Genomic DNA, 20,455 nt, shown 5'->3' with positions numbered 1-20,455 from the left:
GATTCACCGTGTCATCTCCTCTCGTTGTGCCCAAACTCGCTTCCATCGCGCTGGCCGTCCTGGCCATCCTCTCCACCACCACGGGTCACGCCACCGATACCGCGCCGCTCGAACGCTGGCGCAGCTACGCCGGCGTGAGTTGGGAAAAGCCGAGGGACGGCGCAGACCCGGCACCGTTCGCCGCATCGGTCGACGCACCGATCGCCGGGCTGCACTTCGATGCTCAAGGCACGGCCTACGTCAGCACGCCGCGCCTGGTGTCCGCTGGCGCGCTGGCAACGCTCAGCACACTGGACACCCGGGCGCAAAGCGGACCGGCGCGACTGACGGCATTTCCTTCGACCGCCGGCAACGCCGTGACGGGAGCGCCCGACCGGAGCCTGCGCAACGTGCTGGGCTTCCACGTCGACCGCAAGAACGGCTGGCTGTGGGCCCTTGACATGGGCTTCGTCGCCGGCGAGTCCGAGGCACCGGCGGGCGCGCAGAAGGTGCTGGTGCTCGACCTGCAAACCGGGCGAACAGTGAAGCGCATTGCGCTGGACGGCGTGGCGGACCGCAGTGGCAGCTTCCTCAACGACATTGCGGTGGACGAGCGACGCCGCGTCGCCTACATCTCCGACAGCGGCATGCGCAGCGCGCCGAACAACATGGTGGGCCTGATCGTGGTGGACTTCGCCTCGGGCCAGGCGCGACGCGTGCTGGACAAGCATCCGGCCCTGCAGATCGAACCTGGTGTGAAGGTCATGTCCCACGGCACCGAGGTGTGGCCTGGCAATCCGTTGCTGCTCGGCATCAACGGCATCGCGCTGTCGCCGGACGGCCTCACGCTGTACTGGACGGTGACAACGGGGACCCACGTCCGGTCGCTTCGGACCGCGATCCTGCGCAAGGCCGATGCAAGCGATCAACAGATCGCTGCCGCAATCCGCGACCTCGGCGCGGTGGGCGGCAACACCGACGGCATCGTGACCGACGCGAGGGGCCGCCTCTACATCACCGACGTGACGCGCAACGGCATCGTGCGCTACGACCCGCGCACGCAGGCGATGTCGCTGATCGCATCGGACGACGGCGTACGCTGGCCTGACACGCCCGCCATTCATCCGGACGGCGCCCTGGTCTTCACCTCGAGCGCGTTGAACGAACATTTCGCGGGTTCGGTCAAGAACGGGCGGGAGCGCTACGAACTCTGGCGCCTTCCACTCGGCGGCCGGAAGCTGAAAGCAAACTGATCGGGACATTGCGGCACAGGCCGCTCCCGTCGTTTGCGATTAGGGGCGGGAGCCCAGCTTCTTTGCTTGTAGCGCCCATGCCCGGGAACTAGACTGAAATGCGAAGGCACCCGCAGTGCCGGGGGCCAAGGAGCCGGCCATGTACAAGCGCATCCTCGTCCCCACCGATGGCTCTTCGCTCTCCGAGCAGGCGGTCGCCACTGCCATCGACCTGGCGCTGCTGGCGGGTGCCGAACTGGTGAGCGTCACCGTCGCGCACCTCCAGCCTTATGGCTATTTCGAAGGCTCGATGGTGCTGAACCAGCGCGAAATCGAAGCCTCGCAGGAACAGGTGGAGCAGTCCGCACAGCGCCTGGTCGATGCGGTCAGGAACGCCGCGGTCGCCAGGGGCGTGCGCAGTGCGCAGGCCATCGTCATGAAGTCCAACCAGGTGGCGGAAGCCATCATCGCCACGGCCAAGAACCAGGAGTGCGACCTGATCGTGATGGCCTCGCACGGCCGGCGCAGCCTGGCGCGGCTGCTGATGGGCAGCGAGACACTGCATGTGCTGACCCACTCGCACATTCCGGTGCTGGTGCTGCGGTAGAAGCCCGATCGAAGTGAAATTTTTCACGATCGGGCGCAGGCATCGGCCGCCCCTCGTGAACGCGCCGCTCCCGGGGCGACTCACCCCCTGACTGCCATTCGCAGCCCGCGCAGGGCTGCGGAAGGTACAGTGCCCTGCAATGGCTGCATTGCGCAAGGGCCGTTTCAAGGGAGTGAAAATGAAATCATCGATGTTTTCCCGCGCCGTGGGCTGGGGCCTGCTTCTGCTGTCGACCCTGGCGGCGCTGTGCATCGCGGCCCTCCTGAGCTTCGACTGGAACCGCGCCAGGCCATGGATCAACCAGCGCGTGAGCGAAGCGACGGGCCGCCCGTTCGCGATCCGCGGCGACCTGGTCCTGCAATGGTCGAGCCCCGAAGCCGAAACAGGCTGGCGCCGCTGGGTGCCCTGGCCGAGGCTGAGCGCACAGGACATCACGCTGGGCAATGCCGATTGGGGCAAGACCGGCCCGCACCTGGCCGAGATCAGGCAGCTGAGCTTCTCGCTGAACCCGCTGCCCCTGTTGAACCACACGATCCGCATTCCCACGCTCGAGCTCGCCGGCCCCGTTCTTTCGCTCGAACGTACCGCGGACGGCAAGAACAACTGGACGCTGGCAGCCGGCGGCGCGGAGCCCTCGCCATGGAAGCTCGACCTGCAGCGGCTGGTGCTGAGCCAGGGCACGGTGAAGCTTGCCGATGCAACCGCAAGGCTCGATCTCAAGGTCGACATCGACAGCCTGCCCGCGGAAAGCGTCGAGGGCTATGGCATCGGCTGGAAGCTCGGCGGGACCTTCCGCCAGGCGCCTGTGAAGGGAAGCGGCAAGGCCGGCGCGGTGCTCTCGCTGCAGCAGGACACGAAGCCCTATCCGTTGCAGGCCAGCGTGCAGGTGGGTGCCACGCGCATCGACATCGCCGGCACGCTGACCAAGCCCGACGCGCTGGCGGCACTGGACCTTCGGCTCAAGCTTTCGGGCGCGAGCATGGCGCATCTGTATCCCATCACCGGCATTACGCTGCCCAACACGCCGCCGTTCAGCACCGAAGGCCATCTGGTCGGCAAGCTCGACAAGGCCGGCGGGCGCTGGCTGTACGAGAACTTCAAGGGCCGCGTGGGTGCCAGCGACATTGCGGGCACGCTGGAATACGTCGCGCAGCAGCCGCGGCCGCTGCTGCGCGGCCAGGTGCAGTCCAACCAGCTGCGGCTGGAAGACCTGGCGCCGCTGATCGGCGCCGATTCGAACGCGAGCAAGGCCAAGCGGGGCGCCCCGGCCGTCCAGCCGGCGGGCAAGCTGCTGCCGGTGGAGAAGTTCGACACCGCAAGCTGGGGCAGCATCGATGCGGACGTCAAGTTTGCCGGCCGCAAGATCCTCCATGCGAAGGACCTGCCCATCGACAGCCTGGTGGCGGATCTTCATCTGAAGGACAGCGTGCTCTCGCTCACGCCATTGAGCTTTGGCGTGGCGGGCGGCACCCTGGCCGCCACGGTCAGGCTCGACGGCAGCCAGGACCCGATCCGCGCCAACCTGCAGCTGTCGGCGCGCCGGCTCAGGATCAAGGAACTCTTTCCAACGCTCGACACCTTGCAGGCCAGCCTGGGCGAAGTCGGCGGCGACGCAGCGCTTTCCGCCTCCGGCAACTCCGTCGCGGCCTTGCTGGGCACGTCCAACGGCGAGGTGAAGGCGCTGGTGAGCAAGGGCACGGTGAGCAAGTTCCTGCTCGAGGCCATGGGGCTGAACATCGGCAGCGTGGTGGCAACCCAGCTGTTCGGCGACAGGCAGGTCCAGCTGAACTGCCTTGCGAGCGACTTCAAGGTGACGCAGGGCGTCATGCAGGCGCGCTCCTTCGTGCTGGACACGGACGAATCGGTGGTCAACGTGACCGGGCTCATCGATCTTTCCAGGGAACAGCTCGCGCTGGAGATCCAGCCGCGGAACAAGGCGCTGCGCGTGCTGTCGCTGCGCTCGCCGCTGTACGTCAAGGGCACGTTCAAGAACCCCGACGTCGGCGTCGACAAGGGCGCCGTGGCGCTCAAGCTGGGCTCGGCGATTGCGCTGGGCGCGGTGGCGCCCGCTGCCGCGCTGCTGCCGCTGTTGAACATGGGCTCGCAGGAGTTCGCGCAATGCGCGCCGCTGGAGGCTGCCGCGCGCCAGAAGCCGAAGGCCGGCAGGCAGCCCAAGGCACGCTAGGGCGCCGCGGACCTGCGGACCTCAAGGCACTTTCTATTTTGCGAGATTGGCCTGGACCGCACGCTGCGCCAGGCAGGCCTGCGTGGCGCGATGCGTTGCGAGTCCGAAGCAGTGCGCCTCGGCCCGGCGGGCAAGCGCCTCGAGCGAGCGGCGCTCCTGCGCCGCCGAAACCTGGAATTCGACCAGCCACTTCATGACCACGGCCATCACGATCAGGAGGCCGACCAGGGCGGCAATCAAGGTTCCGCGCCAGTCCTGGATGCGGAAGATCGACGGTTCGGGCTTCTTGATCGTTGTCATTGCGAAGCGGCAGAAGAACACTAGCGCGGAAGCTCCGGGAAGAGCCACAGGCTCAAGCCGAGCATGAGGCCCGCCCCGAGCGACACGATGGCTGCGGTCACGAACAGGGCCGCGGCAACGATGTTCGGCACACGCATGGCCAGGGCCAGGAAGGAAATGGCCGCCAGCACGTACAGGAGCACGGGCAGCAAGGCCAGCCAGACCGGCCGCTCGGGCGGTGGAGGCGGCTCGTCCGGACTCAGGTCTCCGAGGAACGGACTACGCATGGAATCCCTTGCCATGAAAGACGGCGCGCAATTCGGCATCGCTCGCAGGGGAAAGAATCACCTGCGAACGCCATCCGCTGACAGCCGAGCGCGAAAGCGCCTCCCGCGCGTGGGGCAGTTCGGTCGGATGCGCCATGAAGAACACCTGAACACGCTGGCCGAGCGCGCTCCACACGTCGGCAATGAGCGCCACGACCGGCGCTGCATCCGCGTGCAGTCCAAGAAGAATCGCATCGAAGCGCCGCCCTTCACGGGCGGCGTCGATCAGGCCATGAAGATGCTCGAAGGAGGCGTGGTCGATGCCGATGGCTTTCAGCGAACTGCCGGTGCACAGGCGCTGCAGGGCGTCGGAGTCCACGAGCGCGATCCGGTTCTGGCGGAGCGTGTATGCAGAAGTCATGAGGTGGCGGCTTCGTGTTCCCGGCCCGGATCGGGCTTTCGATTCAGGCAGGCCTGGCGCGCGGCACTGCCGCCCGCGCAGGCTGCACAAGAACACCGGGTCAGCAGTTGCCCTTCTTGGCTTGCCCAGGAGGGCAGAAACCGCCCTTGCCCGGCCCTGGCCCCGGATCCACCACGGGGTAGACGCAAGCGCTCAGGAGCAAGGTCATCGCAAACGAGAAGATCACGGTGGCGGCTGTTTTTTTCATGCGGACTCCTTGGTTGAAATTGTCTGGCGCTGCTTGGGATGGGCGCCCTGGCCGTCAGCGAGGCCAGAAGATATGTGAATTACTAACATTTAGACAGGAAATGCTTCACGATCAGCTTTGGTTTACGTGAGAAACAGTAACCAGCCTCCTGTTCTGCCCAGTACTTCACGAATGCGCGAAGCGGACATCCGTCACAGGTCCGCAGATTTAGAAGCACATCTGCAGGCCGAGGCGGGAATCCGGCCGCCGCATTCGGTCAAACTCGGGTACGACCCTCCGTGGTTTTCACAAATGTTCTATCGAAAGGAATTCCTGTTTTGAACAAGACCGAACTCATCGCCGCGATCGCAGAAGACACCAACCTCAGCAAGGCCGACGCTGGCCGCGCCTTCGACTCGGCGCTCGAACAACTCTCGCGCGCCCTGGTGCGCGGCGAAACCGTGCAGCTGATCGGCTTTGGCACCTTCAGCGTGGCCGACCGTGCAGAGCGCACCGGCCGCAATCCGTCGACCGGCGAGCAGATCACGATCAAGGCGAGCAAGAGCGCGAAATTCGCGGCCGGCAAGGCGCTGAAGGACGCCATCAACCAGGTGGGCTGATCATCCCTGGGGGCGGCTCAGGCCTGTGCGCCCTGCCACCCTCCGCCCAGCGCCTTGTAGAGGTTGACCATGTTCACGGCCTCCTTGAGCTGCAGCTCGATCAGCTGCTGCTGCTCGGCATAGAGCTCGCGCTGGGCATCCTGGCTCGCGAAGTAGTCTTCCAGGCCGCTGCGAAAGCGCGTGCGCGCAATGTTCGCCACCTTCTCCAGCGCCTGCACGCGGGCCTGCTGCGCCTCCAGCTGCGGGCGCAGGTGGTCATCGGCAATCAGGGCGTTGGCGGTTTCGCGGAATGCCATCTGCGCTGCGTGCTCATAGGACGCCATGGCCGCTGCCAGCCGCTCCTCGTTGGCCGTGATGTTGGCCGAACGGCGGCCCCAGTCGAACAGCGGCAGCGACACCCCCAGCACCCCGGCCCAGCTGCTGTTGCCGCTCGCCAGCAGCGTCGACAGCTCCCGGCTCACGCCGCCCGCGAGCGCCGTGAGCGAGATGGTCGGCAGCATTGCGGCCTTGGCCGCGCCCACGCCCGAATTGGCGGCTTCGACACGCGAATAGGCCGCCAGCAGATCGGGCCGGCGCTGCAGCAGGCTGGACGGCAGGCCCGCCGCCACCTGCGCGGTGGAGCGCTGCGGCCAGGGCCGGGCGCTGCCCGTGTCGGGCGAGACCGGCTGGCCGACCAGCACGTTCAGCCACTGAAGATCCTGCGCGACACGCATGCGGAATTCCTCCTGCTTCACGCGGGCGTTCTGCAGCAGCGACTGCGCGCGGTAGACGTCCAGCTGCGCCGCGCCGCCCACCGCCTTGGCGCGCCCGATCATGTCGGCATTGGCGGCCAGGCCCGATTCGTTGGCATTGGCCAGGGCGAGCAGGGCGCGGTCGGCGCGCAGCGTGAGGTAGGCATTCGACACCTCTCCCACCAGGTTCATGTGCGCAGCCGCAAAGTCCTTGTTGCCCGCCTCGGCCAGCGCACCGGTCTGCTGGGTCGCGCTCTGCTGGCGGCCGAAGAAGTCGAGCTCGTACGAGGTGACGCCAGCCTGGATGTCGAAACTGCTGGAAGCCCGGCCGTCGGTCGGCACGTTGCCCAGCGGGCTGAGCGAACCCTGCGTGGTGGTCTGCGCCCGTTGCGCATGGCCCGACAGGCCGATCTGCGGAAACAGCGAGGCGCGGCTGCCGGCATACACGGCCCGGGCTTCGCGGGCACGGGCGGCATAGACGCGCAGGTCGCGGTTCTGCGCGAGGGCGGTGGTGATGAGCCCGCGCAATTCGTCGTCCTGCACAAAGCTGCGCCAGTCGACGGGTTCCGCATTCGGCGCCGTCGTGCCGGCCGGCCACTGCGAGGGCACCGTCAGGTCGGGCTGCTTGAGCGGCGGCGTCAGATTGCATCCGCTCACCACCAGCACCACGCAGGTCGCCAGCACCAGCAGCAGCAGCCGCAGGGCCAGCCGCACGAAGCCCGCGCCGGGAGATCCGAAGCCCGCGCTCGCCAGCAATGCCGACGCGGCCTTCCATGGCCGCACCTGGACCGCGACGTGGCTCGGCGGCACGTTGAAGACGTGGCTCACCAATTGCTCGCGCTGGGCCTCGGTGCCGGCGAAGCGCAACTCGGCGCCCGCGGAGCTTCTGGCGGCCAGGCGGGCCGGCAGCCATCCCACCGGTTCGACGTAGACCTCCAGCGGCTGTCCCACGCGCAGGCGCTTCAGCGGGGCCTTGGCTTCCAGCAGCGCGCCGTCGGCCGCGATGTTGACGAAGCGTGATTCGCCCTCGCCCGCCGCGGTGCGCACCCGGGTGCGCGCACGCCAGGGAAAGCGCTCCTCCTGCTCCGGCCGCGGCAGGTCGACGCAGGCCATGAGCGCAGCCAGGCAGAGCAGCAGTGCGATGCCGGTCCACACCAGGTTGAGCTCGTCGCCCGGCGTGAGCGCCTCGCCGCTCAAGGCGACCGACGCGCCGCCGAGCTGCAGCGCCACCAGGAGCCCGCCGAACATGGCGACCAGCTTCCAATGCACGACCGTCTTCGAGCGGTCGAGCCCCTTGTTCGTCACCTTGAAAGGCCGGCCGAAAGGCCGCAGCACGGCGCTCGCGAGCGTGCTGGTGACGGCCATGGCCGCCACCAGCTGGCTCACCTCGCTGAACACGGGCAGGCAGCGCCGCCCGCTGATCCAGTAGCTGTAGGCCCAGAACATGACGAGCGGCGGCAGTCCGAAGGAAGCAAAGGCCTGCGGCGTGGCATGGAACACCGAGACCCCGGCATACCAGTAGAGCGCGGGCGCCAGCATGACCATCGCCATGAACGGCTTGCCGAGCCAGTGCAGCAGCCCGTGCAGGAAGTGCATCCGCGCCGGGAAGCTGAAGCCCCGGCCGCGCAGCGGGCCGTCGGGCAGCAGCGCGAGCTGCACCGTGCCCAGGCACCAGCGGCTGCGCTGGTTGATGTAGTCGACGATGCTCTCGGCCGACAGGCCGTTCGACAGCCGCTCGCCGAGCCAGCGCGTGATGTGGCCGTGCCGCAGCAGCAGGTAGGTGGTGTGGATGTCTTCGCACACGCTGCCGACCGGAAAGCCGCCCGCGGCGGTGATCAGGTCGCGCCGCACGATGAAGGAGGTGCCCACGCAGAAGGCCGAATCGACGGCATCCTTGGCGGGCTGCAGCACGTCGAAGAACACGCGCTGCTCGTCCACCCAGCTGTCGGTGGCGCGCAGGTTGTGCTGGATGGGGTCGGCGTTGTAATAGAACTGCGGCGTCTGCACCAGTCCGACCTTGCGGTCCGCGAACAGGCCCAGCATGCGGTAGACGATCTGGCGCTGCGGCGCGAAGTCGGCGTCGAGCACCAGGATGTAGGGCGCATTGGTCACGCCCGCCGACAGCCGCAGGCCGTTGTTGAGGTTGCCGGCCTTGGCATGGCTGTTGTCGGGCCGGCGCGCGTAGTGCACGCCCTTGCGTTCGCAATACTCGCGCAGCCAGTCGCGCCGGGTGTCGTCGAGCACCCACACGTTCAGGTTCGGATAGTCGATGGCCTGCGCGGCGATGATGGTCTTCTCCAGCACCGCCAGCTCTTCGTTGTACGTGCAGATGAAGACGTCCACCGCCGGCACCTGCGCGCCGCGGCCGCGCAGCAGCGCCTCGCCGCGGTCGGCCAGCTGGTGGTTGTCGCGCCGCCGGACCAACATGTGGATGGACATCAGCGTGTAGACGATGGCCGTCAGCTCGAAGCACAGGAACACCCAGGCGAACAGGGTCTCGAAGCCCAGGTCCGAAGGCGGCATGGTCGCAACCACGCGCCAGACGGCATAGCGCATCAGCAGCAGCGCGGTCAGCGCGCCGAACAGCGCGCGGTGGGAGATGCGGTCGATCCGCCCCCACGTCATCAGGAGGAGGGCCAGGCCCGCAACGAGTGCGTTGAGCTGGAACTCCGGTGTGGCGATCAGGTGGGACATGGTGACGTAGCTCCTGTTGCGGCGGTCTTGCCGGTGAAGGGGTTGAACCCCGTGGCGGCCAGCGCGATCCAGGCAGTCGCGCCCAAGTGTGGCCAGCGGTAGTAGAAGAAGTCGGCCCCGGCCGAGTCCGGGCCGATGGCCAGCCCGGTCGATATGCGGGCACTGGGAGTGGCGTAGTAAAGGCCGTTGCCGGCGCGCTGCGACGCCAGCAGCTGCCACAGGGCCTCGGGCGCCGCGCCCTTGCGCGCCACCAGCGTGGCGGCCGCCTGGGCACTGCCCTCGGTCCAGATGCCGTCGGGGCTGCGCGAGAAGCCGTAGCCTTCGCCGAAGCGATGGTGCTTCTCCACCCAGTCGAGCCCCCTCATCCAGGGGCAGGAACCTTCGGGCGCCGCCAGCAGCGGCCACAGCTGGGCGTCGAGGCCGGAGCCATCCGTTGCGATGGTGGCGCCGTCTTCCTTGGTGCCGATGTTGAAGCGCTGCTCCGATGCGTTCCACATGCGGTTGACGAAGTCGAGCGCGGTGCGCGCCTGCTGGCGTTCGGCTTCGGCCTGCCCACCTGCGCTCTTCGCCGCCCAGGCGGCCGCCACCGCGATGTCGATGTTGTGCTCGGTGGATTTCCAGGTCTGGGCGCGCTGCGCGTTGTCCCAGCCGTACCAGCCGCCGTTGTAGCCGTCGGGTGCATTCCTGGCGCGGGTGCGCTGTTCGATCCAGCCGAGCAGCCGGCGCGCGCCCGCGAGGTAGGCGGGCGACGGTTCGGCCTCGTTCAGGTTCAGCAGCAGCAAGGCGGCCCAGGCCACGTTGCCGGTGGCCGTGCTCACCTGGTAGGCGTCGGCGATCCACTGGTTCCTGGCCGCATCCCAGCGCCCCGGCAGCGCGGCCTTTTCCTCGGTCATCGGGCCGGCGCGGTAGGCGTTGCGCACACGCCCGTCGGCCGTGTTCGGGTCGCGCTCCATGGCGCGCACCACGGCATCGCCGATGCGCCGGGCCGAGGCCGCGTCGCCGCAGGCCAGCAGCGCGATGCCCGCGAGCGCGTTGTCATAAGTGAAGGCGGCGCCCGCCAATGCAGGCTCCAGCGGCGCACCCTGCTTCGGGTCGGCGACGCGGTAGCTGGCCAGGAACAGCGGGCCGGAAGCCGCGCCCTTCTGGTCCTCGGCAACCGCGCGCCGCAGCCCCTCGCAGCTTTGCCGCGCCAGCGCTTGCTGCGTGGCGCTGGCGGCCTGCCGGCCCGGAGATGGCTGGGCAAGGGCAGCGGACATCGGCAAGGCCAGTGCCATCGATGCGGCAAGGCAGGACGCCAGGGGCCGGGAAAACGGGAAGACCGACATGGTTCTGTTCCGATGCGGACGGGGTTGCCTTTGCGCCTGCGCTCAGGACCTGAGGCTGGCCGACACCACCTTGCCGGGCGCGCACATGTTGCCGCCGCCGTCCGGCGGAGCCTCCTGCGGCTCCTTGCCTTCGATGCGGGCCACGGCGTAGATGGAACCCTGCTCGGCAAACGGGAACGGCACGCTGTAGGTGCTCTGCAGCGCGTCCGAGGCCACGGGCAGCAATTGCTCCACGCGCGCCGGCACGGGCCTCGCGGATTCAGCGAGCTTCACGTCGAGCACGGAGCCGATACCCAGCCGCTTGGCCACCCGCGCCGGAAACACCGCCACCACGCCGAGCCGGCTGCAGTCGGTCACCCGCACCAGCGAGGCACCCGCCGTGACATACGCGCCTTCGGGTGCGAGCACGGAATGGACCTGCCCCGCCTGCGACGCCTTGATTTCGTAGAAGGAGAGCTTTTCGACCCGGCGGCGCTCCTCTTCCTCGAGGTCCCTGACCTCCTTGAGCTGCTTGAAGATGGCGGCGGCGTCCTGCTGGGCGCGGCCGACGCTGTTGCGCAGCGCCTCGCGGCGGCTGGCGAGCGTCTGGAACAGGTTGCTGCCGCCGGTGCCCACGAAGGCGCCCTGCCCGGCGCTCGCCACCGTCTGGGCCTGGCCGGCAAAGGACTGTTCCGCCACCGCGGCATTGGCGCGCGCCGTGTTCAGTTGCGCCATGGAGGCGTTCATCACCTGCTCGCTGATCGCGCCCTGCTCCAGCAGTGCCTGGTTGGTGCGGACCTTGTTCTCCTGCTCTTCCACCACGCTGTGCGCCACGTCGCGCTGGCGCCGCGCGATCTGCCAGGCCTCCCAGGCCTGGGCCAGCGAGGCTTCGCGGTGAACGCCGGCTTCCTGGCCGACGGACCGCATCTCCTGGTTGTCGGACTTGTACTGGTTGCCGAGCTGGGCCAGCTGGCTTTGCAGCGAAAGACGCTGCGACCTCAGGGTGGTGAGGATTTCCTGGCTCACCGTCGGGTTGCGCACCGTGGCCACGATGGTGCCGGGCTCCACCTTGTCGCGCGCATGCACCACCATCTGCGACACCACGCCGTTGATCGGCGAAGTGATCAGGCCCACCGGCGCCTGCAGGACGGCGCGGGTGGCCTGCGAAGACAACAGCGGCTGGACCAGCGTGGCAACCATCAGCCACAGCACGAAGGCCAGCAGCGCATAGGCCGCGAGCTTGGGAACGAAGGCGCCCGATTGCCGGCGCCGGCAACCAGCGCCGGAAACGCGGCCGCCCATGGCACCAGCGATGCGCCGCTGGCACTGAGGAAAGAGAACCGAACCCGGTTTTGACACACGCATAGCCACCTCTCGTGAAAACCAAATCGCGCCGCATGAAGCGGCGCGATATCAAATTGAAGGACCTGCCCCGCAGCACACGGACGCCGAGCCACGAACTCGCGTCCGCATGTTGCGGTGCAATATCAAGGTACGTCCAAACCCTGGTCAGGACTGCTTCGGTGCGAAACAAGATGTGCTGAATTCACATTCCGGCAACACCGAAGGTCGAGAAAAAGTCCTACATTGCTGTCGGATTGCGCGCAATTGACCACAAAAGGCCGCATTGGGCATGCAGAGCGGCGCAAGGGCCGGGTTTTCCCTCGGAGAGGCCGGGGCGAAAGGTGCCGCAAGCCGGCACGGCGGGGCACCTCGTCATTTGACCGCGAAGCCGCGGAAATGTGGCTGCGGGGAAGATTCAGTAACGATACCGATCGTGTCCGGGGCTGTTCAGGCCGCCTGGCGCAGCCATCGCAACAGGGATGCAGCCGGAAACGGCCCGGCCGGATGCGAGGTCATCCTGGTGTTCGCTGTTCCGGCACGGCCGCCGCAACCGATGCGGGCTCGCCGCGGCGCCGAGCCACGCACATCAGCGACAGCGCGCTCGTAGGCGACGAGGGCCGCCGGCCGGACAGCATGTTGCCCAGGCGGTATTTCCATTGCGCCGGCCCCACCACGCCGCGCAGCGCATCGGCGCCGATCTGGTGGTTGTGCGGGTAGACGCGCACCTCGAAACCCAGCGGCTCCAGCGTCGAATGGAAGAATTCCTTCGTGACCCCGTCGCCCGGCTGGTGATGGACCTCGGTCCGCAGCCCCCACGACTGCTGGCTGCCGGTCTTGTGGAAGCCATGCCCGATCGCCCGGTAGACCCACAGCCGCGCATCCCACATCAGCCTGGCGAGGCCCCTGTAATCCCAGGCGGTGAGCTGCGGATCATGGTCGGTGACCAAAAGTCCATGCGGCTTCACCAGCCGCGCCCCCTCCCGCAGCACCGCGGCCATGTCGTCGCAATGGTGCAGCGACGCATTGATGGCGACGATGTCCGCCACCTGCGAGCGGAAAGGCGTGTAGGCCGCATCGGCCAGCACCGCCGTATAGCCCAGCTTGGCCGCCAGCTCCAGCGAGCCGGGCGCGACGTCCACGCCGATCAGGAGCCGCGGCTTTCCACCGAGGGTGGCAAAGATGTTGCCCGGCCCGCAGCCCAGGTCGATGACCACCTTGTCGGTCCAGTCGCCGGCGGCCGCGAGCCACCGGCTCTTGAAATGCGCATCGCGGTGGCAGAAATCCAGGTATTCCTGGGCCCACTGCGCGTTTCCAAAATAGGTGGCATTGGCGGTAATGGCGTCGGTTTTGCGTTCGAGTCCCGATTCGAAGTAAGCCCCCGAGCGTTTCAAGCTCGCATGCGGCAATAAGATGTCTCCAATCATCTTGAATCCTTCAAAAAACCGGGCCGGCATTGAGACAAGTTATGCTTAAGAATTACATGACTTTGGATTCCGCTGTCAGTATTTTTAATACGTTTACAAGCTGCGCGATTTAAAAACTGACCTGTTGGTTACCTCATTTGGGTCATCTCAGGCATCGATATTCGCCTGTCATCGGCCAATGAAAGCGGCCACCCCGTCGCGGAATGCCTGGCTGCCATACACCTCGTCGATCAGGTCATCGTCGTCCAGCCGCTGCTCGGCGACGATGCGGCGGATGCTCTCCTTCACGGCCTTGTGCGTGACCGGCGACAGCGCCATGAGCCGCCCTGCCAGCGCATGGGCTGCGGCATCCAGCTCGCCCGCCGCACAGGCCGCATGCACATAGCCGCAGGTCAGCGCTTCCTGTGCCGTCAGGTGGTCGGCGAGCAGCAGCATCCGCTTGACCCGCGGCACGCCCAGGGCGGCCTGCAGCCGCGCGATGTTGCGCGACGACAAGGTGTTGGACAGCGTCCTGGCAATCGGCGCACCAAAGCGCGATGCGTCGCTGCAGACCCGGAAATCGCAGGCCGTGGCCAGCGCCAGGCCACCGCCAACGGCCCAGCCGTCGACCACGGCCACGGTGGGCAAGGGCATGCGCTCGACCGCATCGATGACGCGCTCCACGAAAGCCTCGTAGGCAATGCCGTCGCGGCCGCTTTGGAAGTCCTTGAAATGGGCGATGTCCGTACCCGAGATGAAAGACTTGCCGCCCGCCCCCTTGAACAGCACGCTGCGCACCGCCGGGTTGCGCGCGCACGTGCCGATGTGCTCCAGCAGCGCCTCGTACATCTCCCGCGTCATCGCGTTGTGGCGTTCGGGGCGATGGATCACGATCTCGGCCACGCCCGACGCATGGACGCCGAGCTGCACGCATTCAGCAGGACTCATGAGGCCACCGCCGCGCCGGCCGGCGCGTTGATCTCGGCCAGGATTTCCTCGTTGTGCTCGCCCAGCAATGGCGGGTGCCGGCGCACCTGCTGCGGCGTACCCAGCAGCTTGACGGGAAAGCCGATGTTCCTGACCTTGCCCTCGATCGGGTGGTCGATCTCCATGCACATGCGGCGGTGCGTGCCGTGCTCGCCCTCGAAGGCCTCCGGATACGACAGGATGGGCCCGGCCGGGATGCCGGCGGCCAGCATGGCGTCGATCCAGTCGGCGCTGTCGCGCCGGCCGAACTCCCGTTCCAGCACCTCGATCAGCGCCTCGCGGTTCTTCAGGCGCAGCGAGACGCTGGCGTAGTCCGGGTGCGCGGCGAGGTCCGCCCGCTGCAGCAGCTCGCACAGCCGGGTCCAGAGCTTCTGGTTGGTCGCGCCCATCACGAAGTAGCCGTCGCGCGCCTTGACCGCCTGGTAGGGCGCGCTCATCTTGTTGCTGGTGCCCAGCGGTGCCGGCGGCACGCCCGTGCCCCAGTACTCGGACATGTCCCAGACCGAGAAGGCCATGGCCGCGTCGAACAGCGAGGCGTCGATGTGCTGGCCCACGCCCGACTTCTGTGCGCCGATGTAGGCCGCCAGCAGCGCGTAGGTGGCAAACAGCGCGCAGCCGATGTCGGCCACCGGCACGCCGGCCTTGACCGGTTTCTCGCCGGGGTAGCCGGTCACGCTCATCACGCCGGACATGGCCTGCGCCATCAGGTCGAAGCCCGGCCGCTCGGCCCACGGGCCGCTCTGGCCGAAGCCGGAGATGCTGACGTACACGATCTTCGGATGGATCTTTTTGATCGACTCGTAGTCGATGCCCAGGCGCTGCACCGCGCCGGGACGGTAGTTCTCGACGATCACGTCGGCGGTCCGGGCCAGCCTGTAGAAGGCCGCGCGGTCCTCCTCGCTCTTGAGGTCCAGCGTCAGCGAGCGCTTGTTGCGGTTCATGTTCAGGAAGCCCATGCTGTCCGGCCCCTTCATCTTGAAGCCCATGGCGCCGCGCGTCTGGTCGCCGCCCGGCGGCTCGACCTTGATCACATCGGCCCCGAGGTCGGCCAGCAGCATGCAGGCGAACGGCCCGGCCATGACCTGGCTCACGTCCAGCACCCGGATGCCCTGCAGCGGCAGTTGTCTTGCCTGGTTCATTTTTTCAGCCCTCCTCGGTGACCTTGGCGGTGCGCACCACCTCGCCCCATTTCCTGAACTCGGCGGCCATGAAGGCCGCGAACTTGTCGACCGATCCGCCGCCGTCCTCCACGCCATAGCCGTCGAAGCGCGCAACCACATCCGGCAGTGCCAGCACCTTGTTGATGTCGGCGTTGATCTGCAGCGCCAGGTCCCTGGACATGTCCTTGGGACCGACCACGCCATACCAGCTGGAAACGTCGAAGCCCCTGAAGCCCTGTTCGTCCATGGTCGGCATGTCGGGAAAGCCCTTGGCCCGCTGCAGGCGCGTCTGCACGATGCCCGCCATGCGCCCGGCCTTGACCTGCGCCGTGGCCGCCGTCATGGTGTCGAAGCTGTAGTCGATCTGCCCGCCGATCAGGTCCGTCTGCATCGGACCCGAGCCCTTGTAGGGCACGTGGATGCTCTTGACCTCGGCCGCCAAGTTGAACATCGCGGCCGCCAGGTGCTGCACCGATCCCGTGCCGGAGGAGCCGAAGCTGATCTTCCCCGGGCTTTGCCTGCATTGCTCGACCACCTCCTTGACCGAGCCCGCGGAGTTCTTCGCGCGGGTCACGAGGATGTGCGGCGTGGCGCCGACCATGGCAACGGGCGCGAAGTCCTTCAGCGGGTCGTAGCTGATGCTCTTGAAGATGTGCGGCGAGATGGCATGGGTGTTGACGTGGGCCATCAGCAGGTTCACGCCCTCGGTGAAGCGGGTGCGCGCAAAGAAGTCCGCGGCCAGCGCGCCGGTGGCGCCGGGCTTGTTCTCGACCACCACCGAGCGGCCCCACAGCTGCGAGAGCTGCTGGCCCACGATGCGGGCGAACACGTCGGTGCCGCCGCCGGGCGCCCAGCCCACGTAGATCTTGACGATGCCCTTGGGCAGCTCGGTGGCTCCCAGGGCCCAGGGTGCGGCCAGCGCGCCGGCGCTGGCCGCGATGAAGTCTCGGCGTTTCATGTCGTGCGTCCTTTGTCTCTGCTGTAGTCGTGCCGCTACTCTCCCGTAGCGCAGAGGACGTCGCAAGAACGTGGAAGGCATGCCTGGCTTCGTGATCCGCGAAGCCGTGGCCGCAGGAGCGCTGCTTTCTTCTAGGTGCTGGCGCCGATCAACTGGGCCACCACGTTGCGCAGCGTCTGCGCCTGCGCATGGCCTTCGACACAAGACAGCACATAGGCGCGCTGGTGCCAGTCGCCCTCGATCTCGGCCGAACCCAGGTCGTCTTCGGGGTGGAAGCTGCGCAGCACCTCGGGCGGCATCAGGCCCACGCCCAGGCCGTGGCGCACCAGCGCGAGCATGGTGTCGAAGCCGCTGGTCGAGAAGTTGTTCGGAAACGATCGGCCGCGGCTGCGGTAGGCCCCCTGCAGGGCGGACAGGATCGCCGAGCCCTTGCCGAGGCTCACGACCGGCAAGTCCAGGAAGTCGTCGATGCCAACAGCCGCATCCGCAAACCGGAAATGCCGGCGGCTGTACACGAGCACCAGCCGGTCCTGCCGGTAGTCGAACTTCGGCAGGTCCAGGAATCCGCTCTTCTTCTCGTAGATGCCGACGTCGATCACCTTGTCGCGCAGCAGCTGCTGCACGATCTTGCTGTTCTCCTCCAGGATCTTCAGCGTGATCTGCGGATAGGCGTCACGCAGCCGGGCGATGTCATTCGCAAGGAACTGGATGATGGCCGCCTTCGGCGCGCCGATGAGGATGCGCCCGTCCTGGCCGCGGCCCAGCGCCTGGGCATCGCCTTCGAGCCGGCCGATGAGGTTGTCGATCTGCCGGATGTGCGCCATCAGCCGGCTGCCGGCCTCGGTGATCAAGACGCCGTGCGGCACCCGCTTGAACAGCCTGGCGCCCAGCTGCGCCTCCAGGTCCGTCACGCGCTTGGAGGCAGCCGCCACCGCCAGGTTCAGCTTGTCGGCGGCCCGCGAGATGCTGCCTTCCTCGGCGATGCAGAGGACCAGCTGGACGGTGGTGGAGTCGAGCTTCATGGCGCCGCTCGCCGCACCATCAGCTGAACACGCTCTCCAGATCGGCTTCTTCCGCGCTGCTGTCCAGCTTCAGGCTCTGCTCGATGTGGTCGAGGTGATGGAGCATCAGCTTCTCGGCGCGCTGGACGTCGCCGCGGTTCACCGCGGCGACGATTTCCTCATGCTCGTCCGCGCGGCAGCTGGTGGCAGTGGGCGCGTCGTACAGCGAGATGATCAGGCAGGTCAGTGCCGAGAGCTCGCGCATCGAGCGGGCCAGCGCGGAGTTGCCGGCGAGCTCGGCCAGCAGCACGTGGAATTCGCCCGAGAGGCGCACGATGGCACGCTTGTCGTCGCGGCTGCGCGCGTCAGCCTCCAGGTCGATGTGGCGGCGCAGGCGCTGGCGCTTCACGTCGTCGAGCGTGCGGACGAGCCGGCGCAGAACGCCCGGTTCGATCAGCCGGCGCGCCTCGAACACGTCCTGCGCCTGCTCGATGGTCGGCTTGGCAACGAAAGCACCCTTCTGCGGGACCAGCTCGACGATCTGCTCGTGCGCCAGCCGGGCCAGCACTTCGCGCACCTTCGCGCGGCTGGTGGCAAAGATCGCGGCCAGCCTGTCCTCGCCGAGCTTGGTGCCCGGCGCAAGCCGGTGCTCGAGGATCGCCGCCGAGATCTTCTCGGCAATCTCGTCGACGCTGTGCTCGCGGGAGTTGGCGGCACTGGCCTTGCGTACTGAAGCTTTGGTGGACATCGCAGCCGATTCTATCGACGAGCCCTCCCCGCGGCCGGGTGGCGCGCGGCGTCCGCTGCGGCCTCAGGCGCGGGCGGCATCGCGGGCCAGCAGGCGCGCCAGCGCATCGGGCAGCCCCTGGTTCGGCTTGAGCGGCGGCGGCGCGAAACTGCCCAGGCGCGCCGGCGCGGGCGCCAGCGATGCGAGCGTCTGCGCATGGCAGACCGCGCTGGACACGCCGTCCACCACGGGCACCGGGATCCGGTCCTTGATCGAGCGCGCAAGGCCCGCCAGCGGCGCGCCGGCGATGATGATCACGTCCGCGCCGTCATCCTCGACGGCCGACATGGCGAGCGCCTGCAGACGCTCGCCATGGTCGTCCTGCACGCGCCCGATATCCTTGAGCGGCCCCTCCAGGCTGCGGATGCTCGCGAGCCGCTCCAAAAGGCCATTGGCCTGCACGCACTCGCGGTACCAGGCCGTGATGCGGCGCGAGATCGCGATGATGGAGAAGCGCTTGCCGAGCAGGCAGGCGCTCATGAGCGCCGCCTCGGTGAGGCCGACCACCGGAATGTCGAGCGCCTCGCGCAGGCCGTCGATGCCGGGGTCGCCGAAGGCCGCAACCACGATCGCATCGTGCCGCGCGTGATGCTCCGCGGCCAGCGTGGCGGCCGCATAGGCGCCGATCAGCGACTCGAACCGGGTCTCGATGTAGGCCACGCCGAAGGGCGCCGTCAGCACCTCGATGCGTGTGTCGCTCGCGGCGGCGCGCCGGGCCTCGGCCGCGATCAGGTCCGAGACGCTTTGCGAGGTGTTGGGGTTGATCAGCAGCAGGTTCATGGCGGGTCTCCAGGGCGTTCGGGTTTCAGTGGGGCCGGCGCGCCGGCAGCAGCGTCGGCTGCGTGCGGCGCAGGAATTCGCCGCGCCCGGCGCGCGGATGGAAGCGCTCGCCGTCCCACACGACTTCGCCGCGCGCCAATGTCAGCGCGGGCCATGCCTTGACCTCGATGCCTTCGTAGGGCGTGTAGTCGACCGCATGATGCAGGTCGGCATTGCGGACCGGCCGCGGCGTGGTGCCCCAGACCACGAGATCGGCGTCGGCGCCGACGGCAATCGTGCCCTTGCGCGGATGCAGCCCGTAGGCCTTGGCGGGATTGGTGGAGGTGAGCTCGACGAAGCGGTTGATCGTGATGCGCCCGTCGAGCACGCCGTGCGAGAACAGCAGCGGCAGCCGCGTCTCGATGCCCGGAATGCCGTTGGGAATGTGGCGGAAGGCCACCTCTTCGCCGCCGGGCTTCTTGCCCTCGGGCGCGTCGTAGCGAAACGGCGCGTGATCGGACGAGAAGATGGTGAACAGGCCGTCGGACAGGCCGTTCCAGATCACCTGCTGGTTCTCGCGGTTGCGCGGCGGCGGGCTGCAGACGCAGCGCGCGCCCTGGTAGCTGTCGTCTAGCCCCAAGTCCTCGGCCGTCAGGAACAGGTACTGCGGGCAGGTCTCGGCAAACACGCTCAGGCCGTGCGCACGTGCCCAGCGGATCTGCTCGACGGCCTCGCGGCCCGACACGTGCACGATCATGATCGGCACGTCGACCAGCTCCGACAGCGCGATCGCGCGGTGGGTCGCCTCGCGTTCCACCAGCATCGGCCGCGCATGCGCATGGAAGCGCGGTGCGGTGCGGCCGCTGGCTTCGAGCCGCCTGGTCAGCCATTCGATGCAGTCGGCGTTCTCGGCATGGATCATGGCCATCGCGCCATGCTCCCTGGCCACCGCCAGCACGTCGAGGATCTGGCCGTCGTCGAGCTTCAGGTCGTCATAGGTCATGTAGATCTTGAAGGAGGTGTAGCCCTCGGCGATCAGCTGCGGCAACTCGTGCTTCAGCACCTCCTCGGTCGGGTCGCTGACGATCAGGTGGAAGGCGTGGTCGACGTGGGCACGGCCTTCGGCGCGCTGGTGGTAGTCCTGCACGGCGGCGCGCAGCGACTGGCCCTTGTGCTGCGCCGCGAACGGAATCACCGTGGTGGTGCCGCCGCAGGCCGCGGCGCGGGTGCCGGTGTCGAAGTCGTCGGCCATGCGCACCGGCGGCTCCATCGGCTGGTCGAGGTGGCAATGGGCGTCGACGCCGCCCGGCGTCACGTAGCGGCCGGCGGCATCGATCTCGCGCCGCCCGGCCGGCAGCGCGAGGCCCAGCTGCACGATGCGGCCGTCGCGGATGCCGATGTCCGAATCGAAGGTGTCGCTGGCGGTGGCAACCCGGGCGTTGCGCACCACGAGGTCGAGGTCGCGGAAGGTCATGTTCTTTCTCTGTGGGTCTGTCGGTGTCTTGTCTGCGC

19 protein-coding genes are annotated in these 20,455 nt (G+C 67.8%); 4 read left to right on the top strand and 15 right to left on the bottom strand.

The annotated features are described in order from the left end of the window. Positions 1-50 precede the first annotated feature (50 nt). The 3 genes from IB278_RS01765 to IB278_RS01755 all read left to right on the top strand — a co-directional run bounded on the left by IB278_RS01765 (position 51) and on the right by IB278_RS01755 (position 4,003). On the top strand, positions 51-1,232 hold the full coding sequence (locus IB278_RS01765; RefSeq protein WP_225612683.1) for a major royal jelly family protein: 1,182 nt from the start codon (positions 51-53) through the stop codon (positions 1,230-1,232). A 139-nt stretch (positions 1,233-1,371) separates the two neighbouring features. Further along, entirely contained in the window at positions 1,372-1,818 is a 447-nt protein-coding gene (locus IB278_RS01760; RefSeq protein ID WP_145740399.1) for a universal stress protein, read from the top strand. 178 nt (positions 1,819-1,996) lie between these two features. Continuing rightward, the gene (locus IB278_RS01755) at positions 1,997-4,003 is read left to right on the top strand and encodes an AsmA family protein (protein ID WP_192322479.1); all 2,007 of its coding nucleotides are present in this window, start codon (positions 1,997-1,999) and stop codon (positions 4,001-4,003) included. Positions 4,004-4,036: 33 nt separating this feature from the next. On the opposite strand, the gene IB278_RS01750 is transcribed toward IB278_RS01755, so the two are convergent. From IB278_RS01750 to IB278_RS01735, 4 genes are all read right to left on the bottom strand, one after another. Continuing rightward, positions 4,037-4,303 carry a general secretion pathway protein GspL gene (locus IB278_RS01750; protein WP_225612652.1) on the bottom strand — a complete coding sequence of 89 codons (267 nt, stop codon included), beginning with the start codon at positions 4,301-4,303 and terminating at the stop codon, positions 4,037-4,039. Positions 4,304-4,323: 20 nt separating this feature from the next. Beyond that, a complete protein-coding gene (locus tag IB278_RS01745; RefSeq protein WP_192322478.1) occupies positions 4,324-4,569 on the bottom strand; it encodes a hypothetical protein in 246 nt (81 codons plus the stop codon). Further along, complete coding sequence (locus IB278_RS01740; RefSeq protein ID WP_192322477.1) at positions 4,562-4,969, bottom strand: hypothetical protein; 408 nt, start codon at positions 4,967-4,969, stop codon at positions 4,562-4,564. Before IB278_RS01740 ends, IB278_RS01745 begins: the two co-directional genes overlap by 8 nt. Positions 4,970-5,069: 100 nt before the next feature. Continuing rightward, the gene (locus IB278_RS01735) at positions 5,070-5,216 is read right to left on the bottom strand and encodes a hypothetical protein (RefSeq protein WP_185738382.1); all 147 of its coding nucleotides are present in this window, start codon (positions 5,214-5,216) and stop codon (positions 5,070-5,072) included. A 317-nt stretch (positions 5,217-5,533) separates the two neighbouring features. Between IB278_RS01735 and IB278_RS01730 the strand changes: the two genes are divergently transcribed. After that, the gene (locus IB278_RS01730; protein ID WP_015867040.1) at positions 5,534-5,815 is read left to right on the top strand and encodes an HU family DNA-binding protein; all 282 of its coding nucleotides are present in this window, start codon (positions 5,534-5,536) and stop codon (positions 5,813-5,815) included. Positions 5,816-5,832: 17 nt separating this feature from the next. Here the strand turns inward: IB278_RS01730 and IB278_RS01725 are convergent, their stop codons facing one another. The 11 genes from IB278_RS01725 to hydA all read right to left on the bottom strand — a co-directional run bounded on the left by IB278_RS01725 (position 5,833) and on the right by hydA (position 20,417). Beyond that, a complete protein-coding gene (locus IB278_RS01725; protein ID WP_145740391.1) occupies positions 5,833-9,240 on the bottom strand; it encodes an efflux transporter outer membrane subunit in 3,408 nt (1,135 codons plus the stop codon). Continuing rightward, complete coding sequence (locus tag IB278_RS01720) at positions 9,228-10,565, bottom strand: hypothetical protein (RefSeq protein WP_145740390.1); 1,338 nt, start codon at positions 10,563-10,565, stop codon at positions 9,228-9,230. Before IB278_RS01720 ends, IB278_RS01725 begins: the two co-directional genes overlap by 13 nt. A gap of 42 nt (positions 10,566-10,607) precedes the next feature. Then, the gene (locus IB278_RS01715; protein WP_225612651.1) at positions 10,608-11,846 is read right to left on the bottom strand and encodes an HlyD family secretion protein; all 1,239 of its coding nucleotides are present in this window, start codon (positions 11,844-11,846) and stop codon (positions 10,608-10,610) included. A gap of 554 nt (positions 11,847-12,400) precedes the next feature. Continuing rightward, complete coding sequence (locus IB278_RS01710) at positions 12,401-13,342, bottom strand: class I SAM-dependent methyltransferase (RefSeq protein WP_225612650.1); 942 nt, start codon at positions 13,340-13,342, stop codon at positions 12,401-12,403. Positions 13,343-13,480: 138 nt separating this feature from the next. After that, positions 13,481-14,239, bottom strand: a complete 759-nt coding sequence (locus IB278_RS01705; protein WP_145740385.1) for an enoyl-CoA hydratase — start codon at positions 14,237-14,239, stop codon at positions 13,481-13,483. After that, entirely contained in the window at positions 14,236-15,417 is a 1,182-nt protein-coding gene (locus tag IB278_RS01700; RefSeq protein ID WP_145740383.1) for a CaiB/BaiF CoA transferase family protein, read from the bottom strand. Before IB278_RS01700 ends, IB278_RS01705 begins: the two co-directional genes overlap by 4 nt. 4 nt (positions 15,418-15,421) lie before the next feature. Next, positions 15,422-16,396, bottom strand: coding sequence for a Bug family tripartite tricarboxylate transporter substrate binding protein (locus IB278_RS01695; RefSeq protein WP_192322476.1), 975 nt, complete (start codon positions 16,394-16,396; stop codon positions 15,422-15,424). A 131-nt stretch (positions 16,397-16,527) separates the two neighbouring features. Next, entirely contained in the window at positions 16,528-17,418 is an 891-nt protein-coding gene (locus tag IB278_RS01690; protein WP_145740380.1) for a LysR family transcriptional regulator, read from the bottom strand. Between the two features lie 19 nt (positions 17,419-17,437). Beyond that, the gene (locus IB278_RS01685; protein WP_145740378.1) at positions 17,438-18,145 is read right to left on the bottom strand and encodes a GntR family transcriptional regulator; all 708 of its coding nucleotides are present in this window, start codon (positions 18,143-18,145) and stop codon (positions 17,438-17,440) included. 63 nt (positions 18,146-18,208) lie between these two features. Continuing rightward, positions 18,209-18,964, bottom strand: a complete 756-nt coding sequence (locus IB278_RS01680; RefSeq protein ID WP_145740376.1) for an aspartate/glutamate racemase family protein — start codon at positions 18,962-18,964, stop codon at positions 18,209-18,211. Positions 18,965-18,989: 25 nt separating this feature from the next. Next, entirely contained in the window at positions 18,990-20,417 is a 1,428-nt protein-coding gene (gene hydA / locus IB278_RS01675) for a dihydropyrimidinase (protein ID WP_192322475.1), read from the bottom strand. Positions 20,418-20,455: the final 38 nt, after the last annotated feature.

Origin of the sequence: Variovorax sp. VRV01 (assembly GCF_014852545.1) — a bacterium.
GTDB lineage: Bacteria > Pseudomonadota > Gammaproteobacteria > Burkholderiales > Burkholderiaceae_C > Variovorax > Variovorax beijingensis_A.
Note: the sequence above shows the minus strand (reverse complement) of the source record. Positions and strands in the feature narration are given on the sequence as shown.

Bases quoted from the DNA above. Each gene is read 5' to 3' on its own strand.
- IB278_RS01680 (WP_145740376.1), bottom strand. From the start codon at position 18,964: ATGAACCTGCTGCTGATCAACCCCAACACCTCGCAAAGCGTCTCGGAC.
- IB278_RS01750 (WP_225612652.1), bottom strand. From the start codon at position 4,303: ATGACAACGATCAAGAAGCCCGAACCGTCGATCTTCCGCATCCAGGAC.
- IB278_RS01760 (WP_145740399.1), top strand. From the start codon at position 1,372: ATGTACAAGCGCATCCTCGTCCCCACCGATGGCTCTTCGCTCTCCGAG.
- IB278_RS01720 (WP_145740390.1), bottom strand. From the start codon at position 10,565: ATGTCGGTCTTCCCGTTTTCCCGGCCCCTGGCGTCCTGCCTTGCCGCA.
- IB278_RS01735 (WP_185738382.1), bottom strand. From the start codon at position 5,216: ATGAAAAAAACAGCCGCCACCGTGATCTTCTCGTTTGCGATGACCTTG.
- IB278_RS01685 (WP_145740378.1), bottom strand. From the start codon at position 18,145: ATGTCCACCAAAGCTTCAGTACGCAAGGCCAGTGCCGCCAACTCCCGC.
- IB278_RS01755 (WP_192322479.1), top strand. From the start codon at position 1,997: ATGAAATCATCGATGTTTTCCCGCGCCGTGGGCTGGGGCCTGCTTCTG.
- IB278_RS01745 (WP_192322478.1), bottom strand. From the start codon at position 4,569: ATGCGTAGTCCGTTCCTCGGAGACCTGAGTCCGGACGAGCCGCCTCCA.
- IB278_RS01740 (WP_192322477.1), bottom strand. From the start codon at position 4,969: ATGACTTCTGCATACACGCTCCGCCAGAACCGGATCGCGCTCGTGGAC.
- IB278_RS01710 (WP_225612650.1), bottom strand. From the start codon at position 13,342: ATGCCGGCCCGGTTTTTTGAAGGATTCAAGATGATTGGAGACATCTTA.
- IB278_RS01700 (WP_145740383.1), bottom strand. From the start codon at position 15,417: ATGAACCAGGCAAGACAACTGCCGCTGCAGGGCATCCGGGTGCTGGAC.
- hydA (WP_192322475.1), bottom strand. From the start codon at position 20,417: ATGACCTTCCGCGACCTCGACCTCGTGGTGCGCAACGCCCGGGTTGCC.
- IB278_RS01715 (WP_225612651.1), bottom strand. From the start codon at position 11,846: ATGGGCGGCCGCGTTTCCGGCGCTGGTTGCCGGCGCCGGCAATCGGGC.
- IB278_RS01690 (WP_145740380.1), bottom strand. From the start codon at position 17,418: ATGAAGCTCGACTCCACCACCGTCCAGCTGGTCCTCTGCATCGCCGAG.
- IB278_RS01705 (WP_145740385.1), bottom strand. From the start codon at position 14,239: ATGAGTCCTGCTGAATGCGTGCAGCTCGGCGTCCATGCGTCGGGCGTG.
- IB278_RS01695 (WP_192322476.1), bottom strand. From the start codon at position 16,396: ATGAAACGCCGAGACTTCATCGCGGCCAGCGCCGGCGCGCTGGCCGCA.
- IB278_RS01725 (WP_145740391.1), bottom strand. From the start codon at position 9,240: ATGTCCCACCTGATCGCCACACCGGAGTTCCAGCTCAACGCACTCGTT.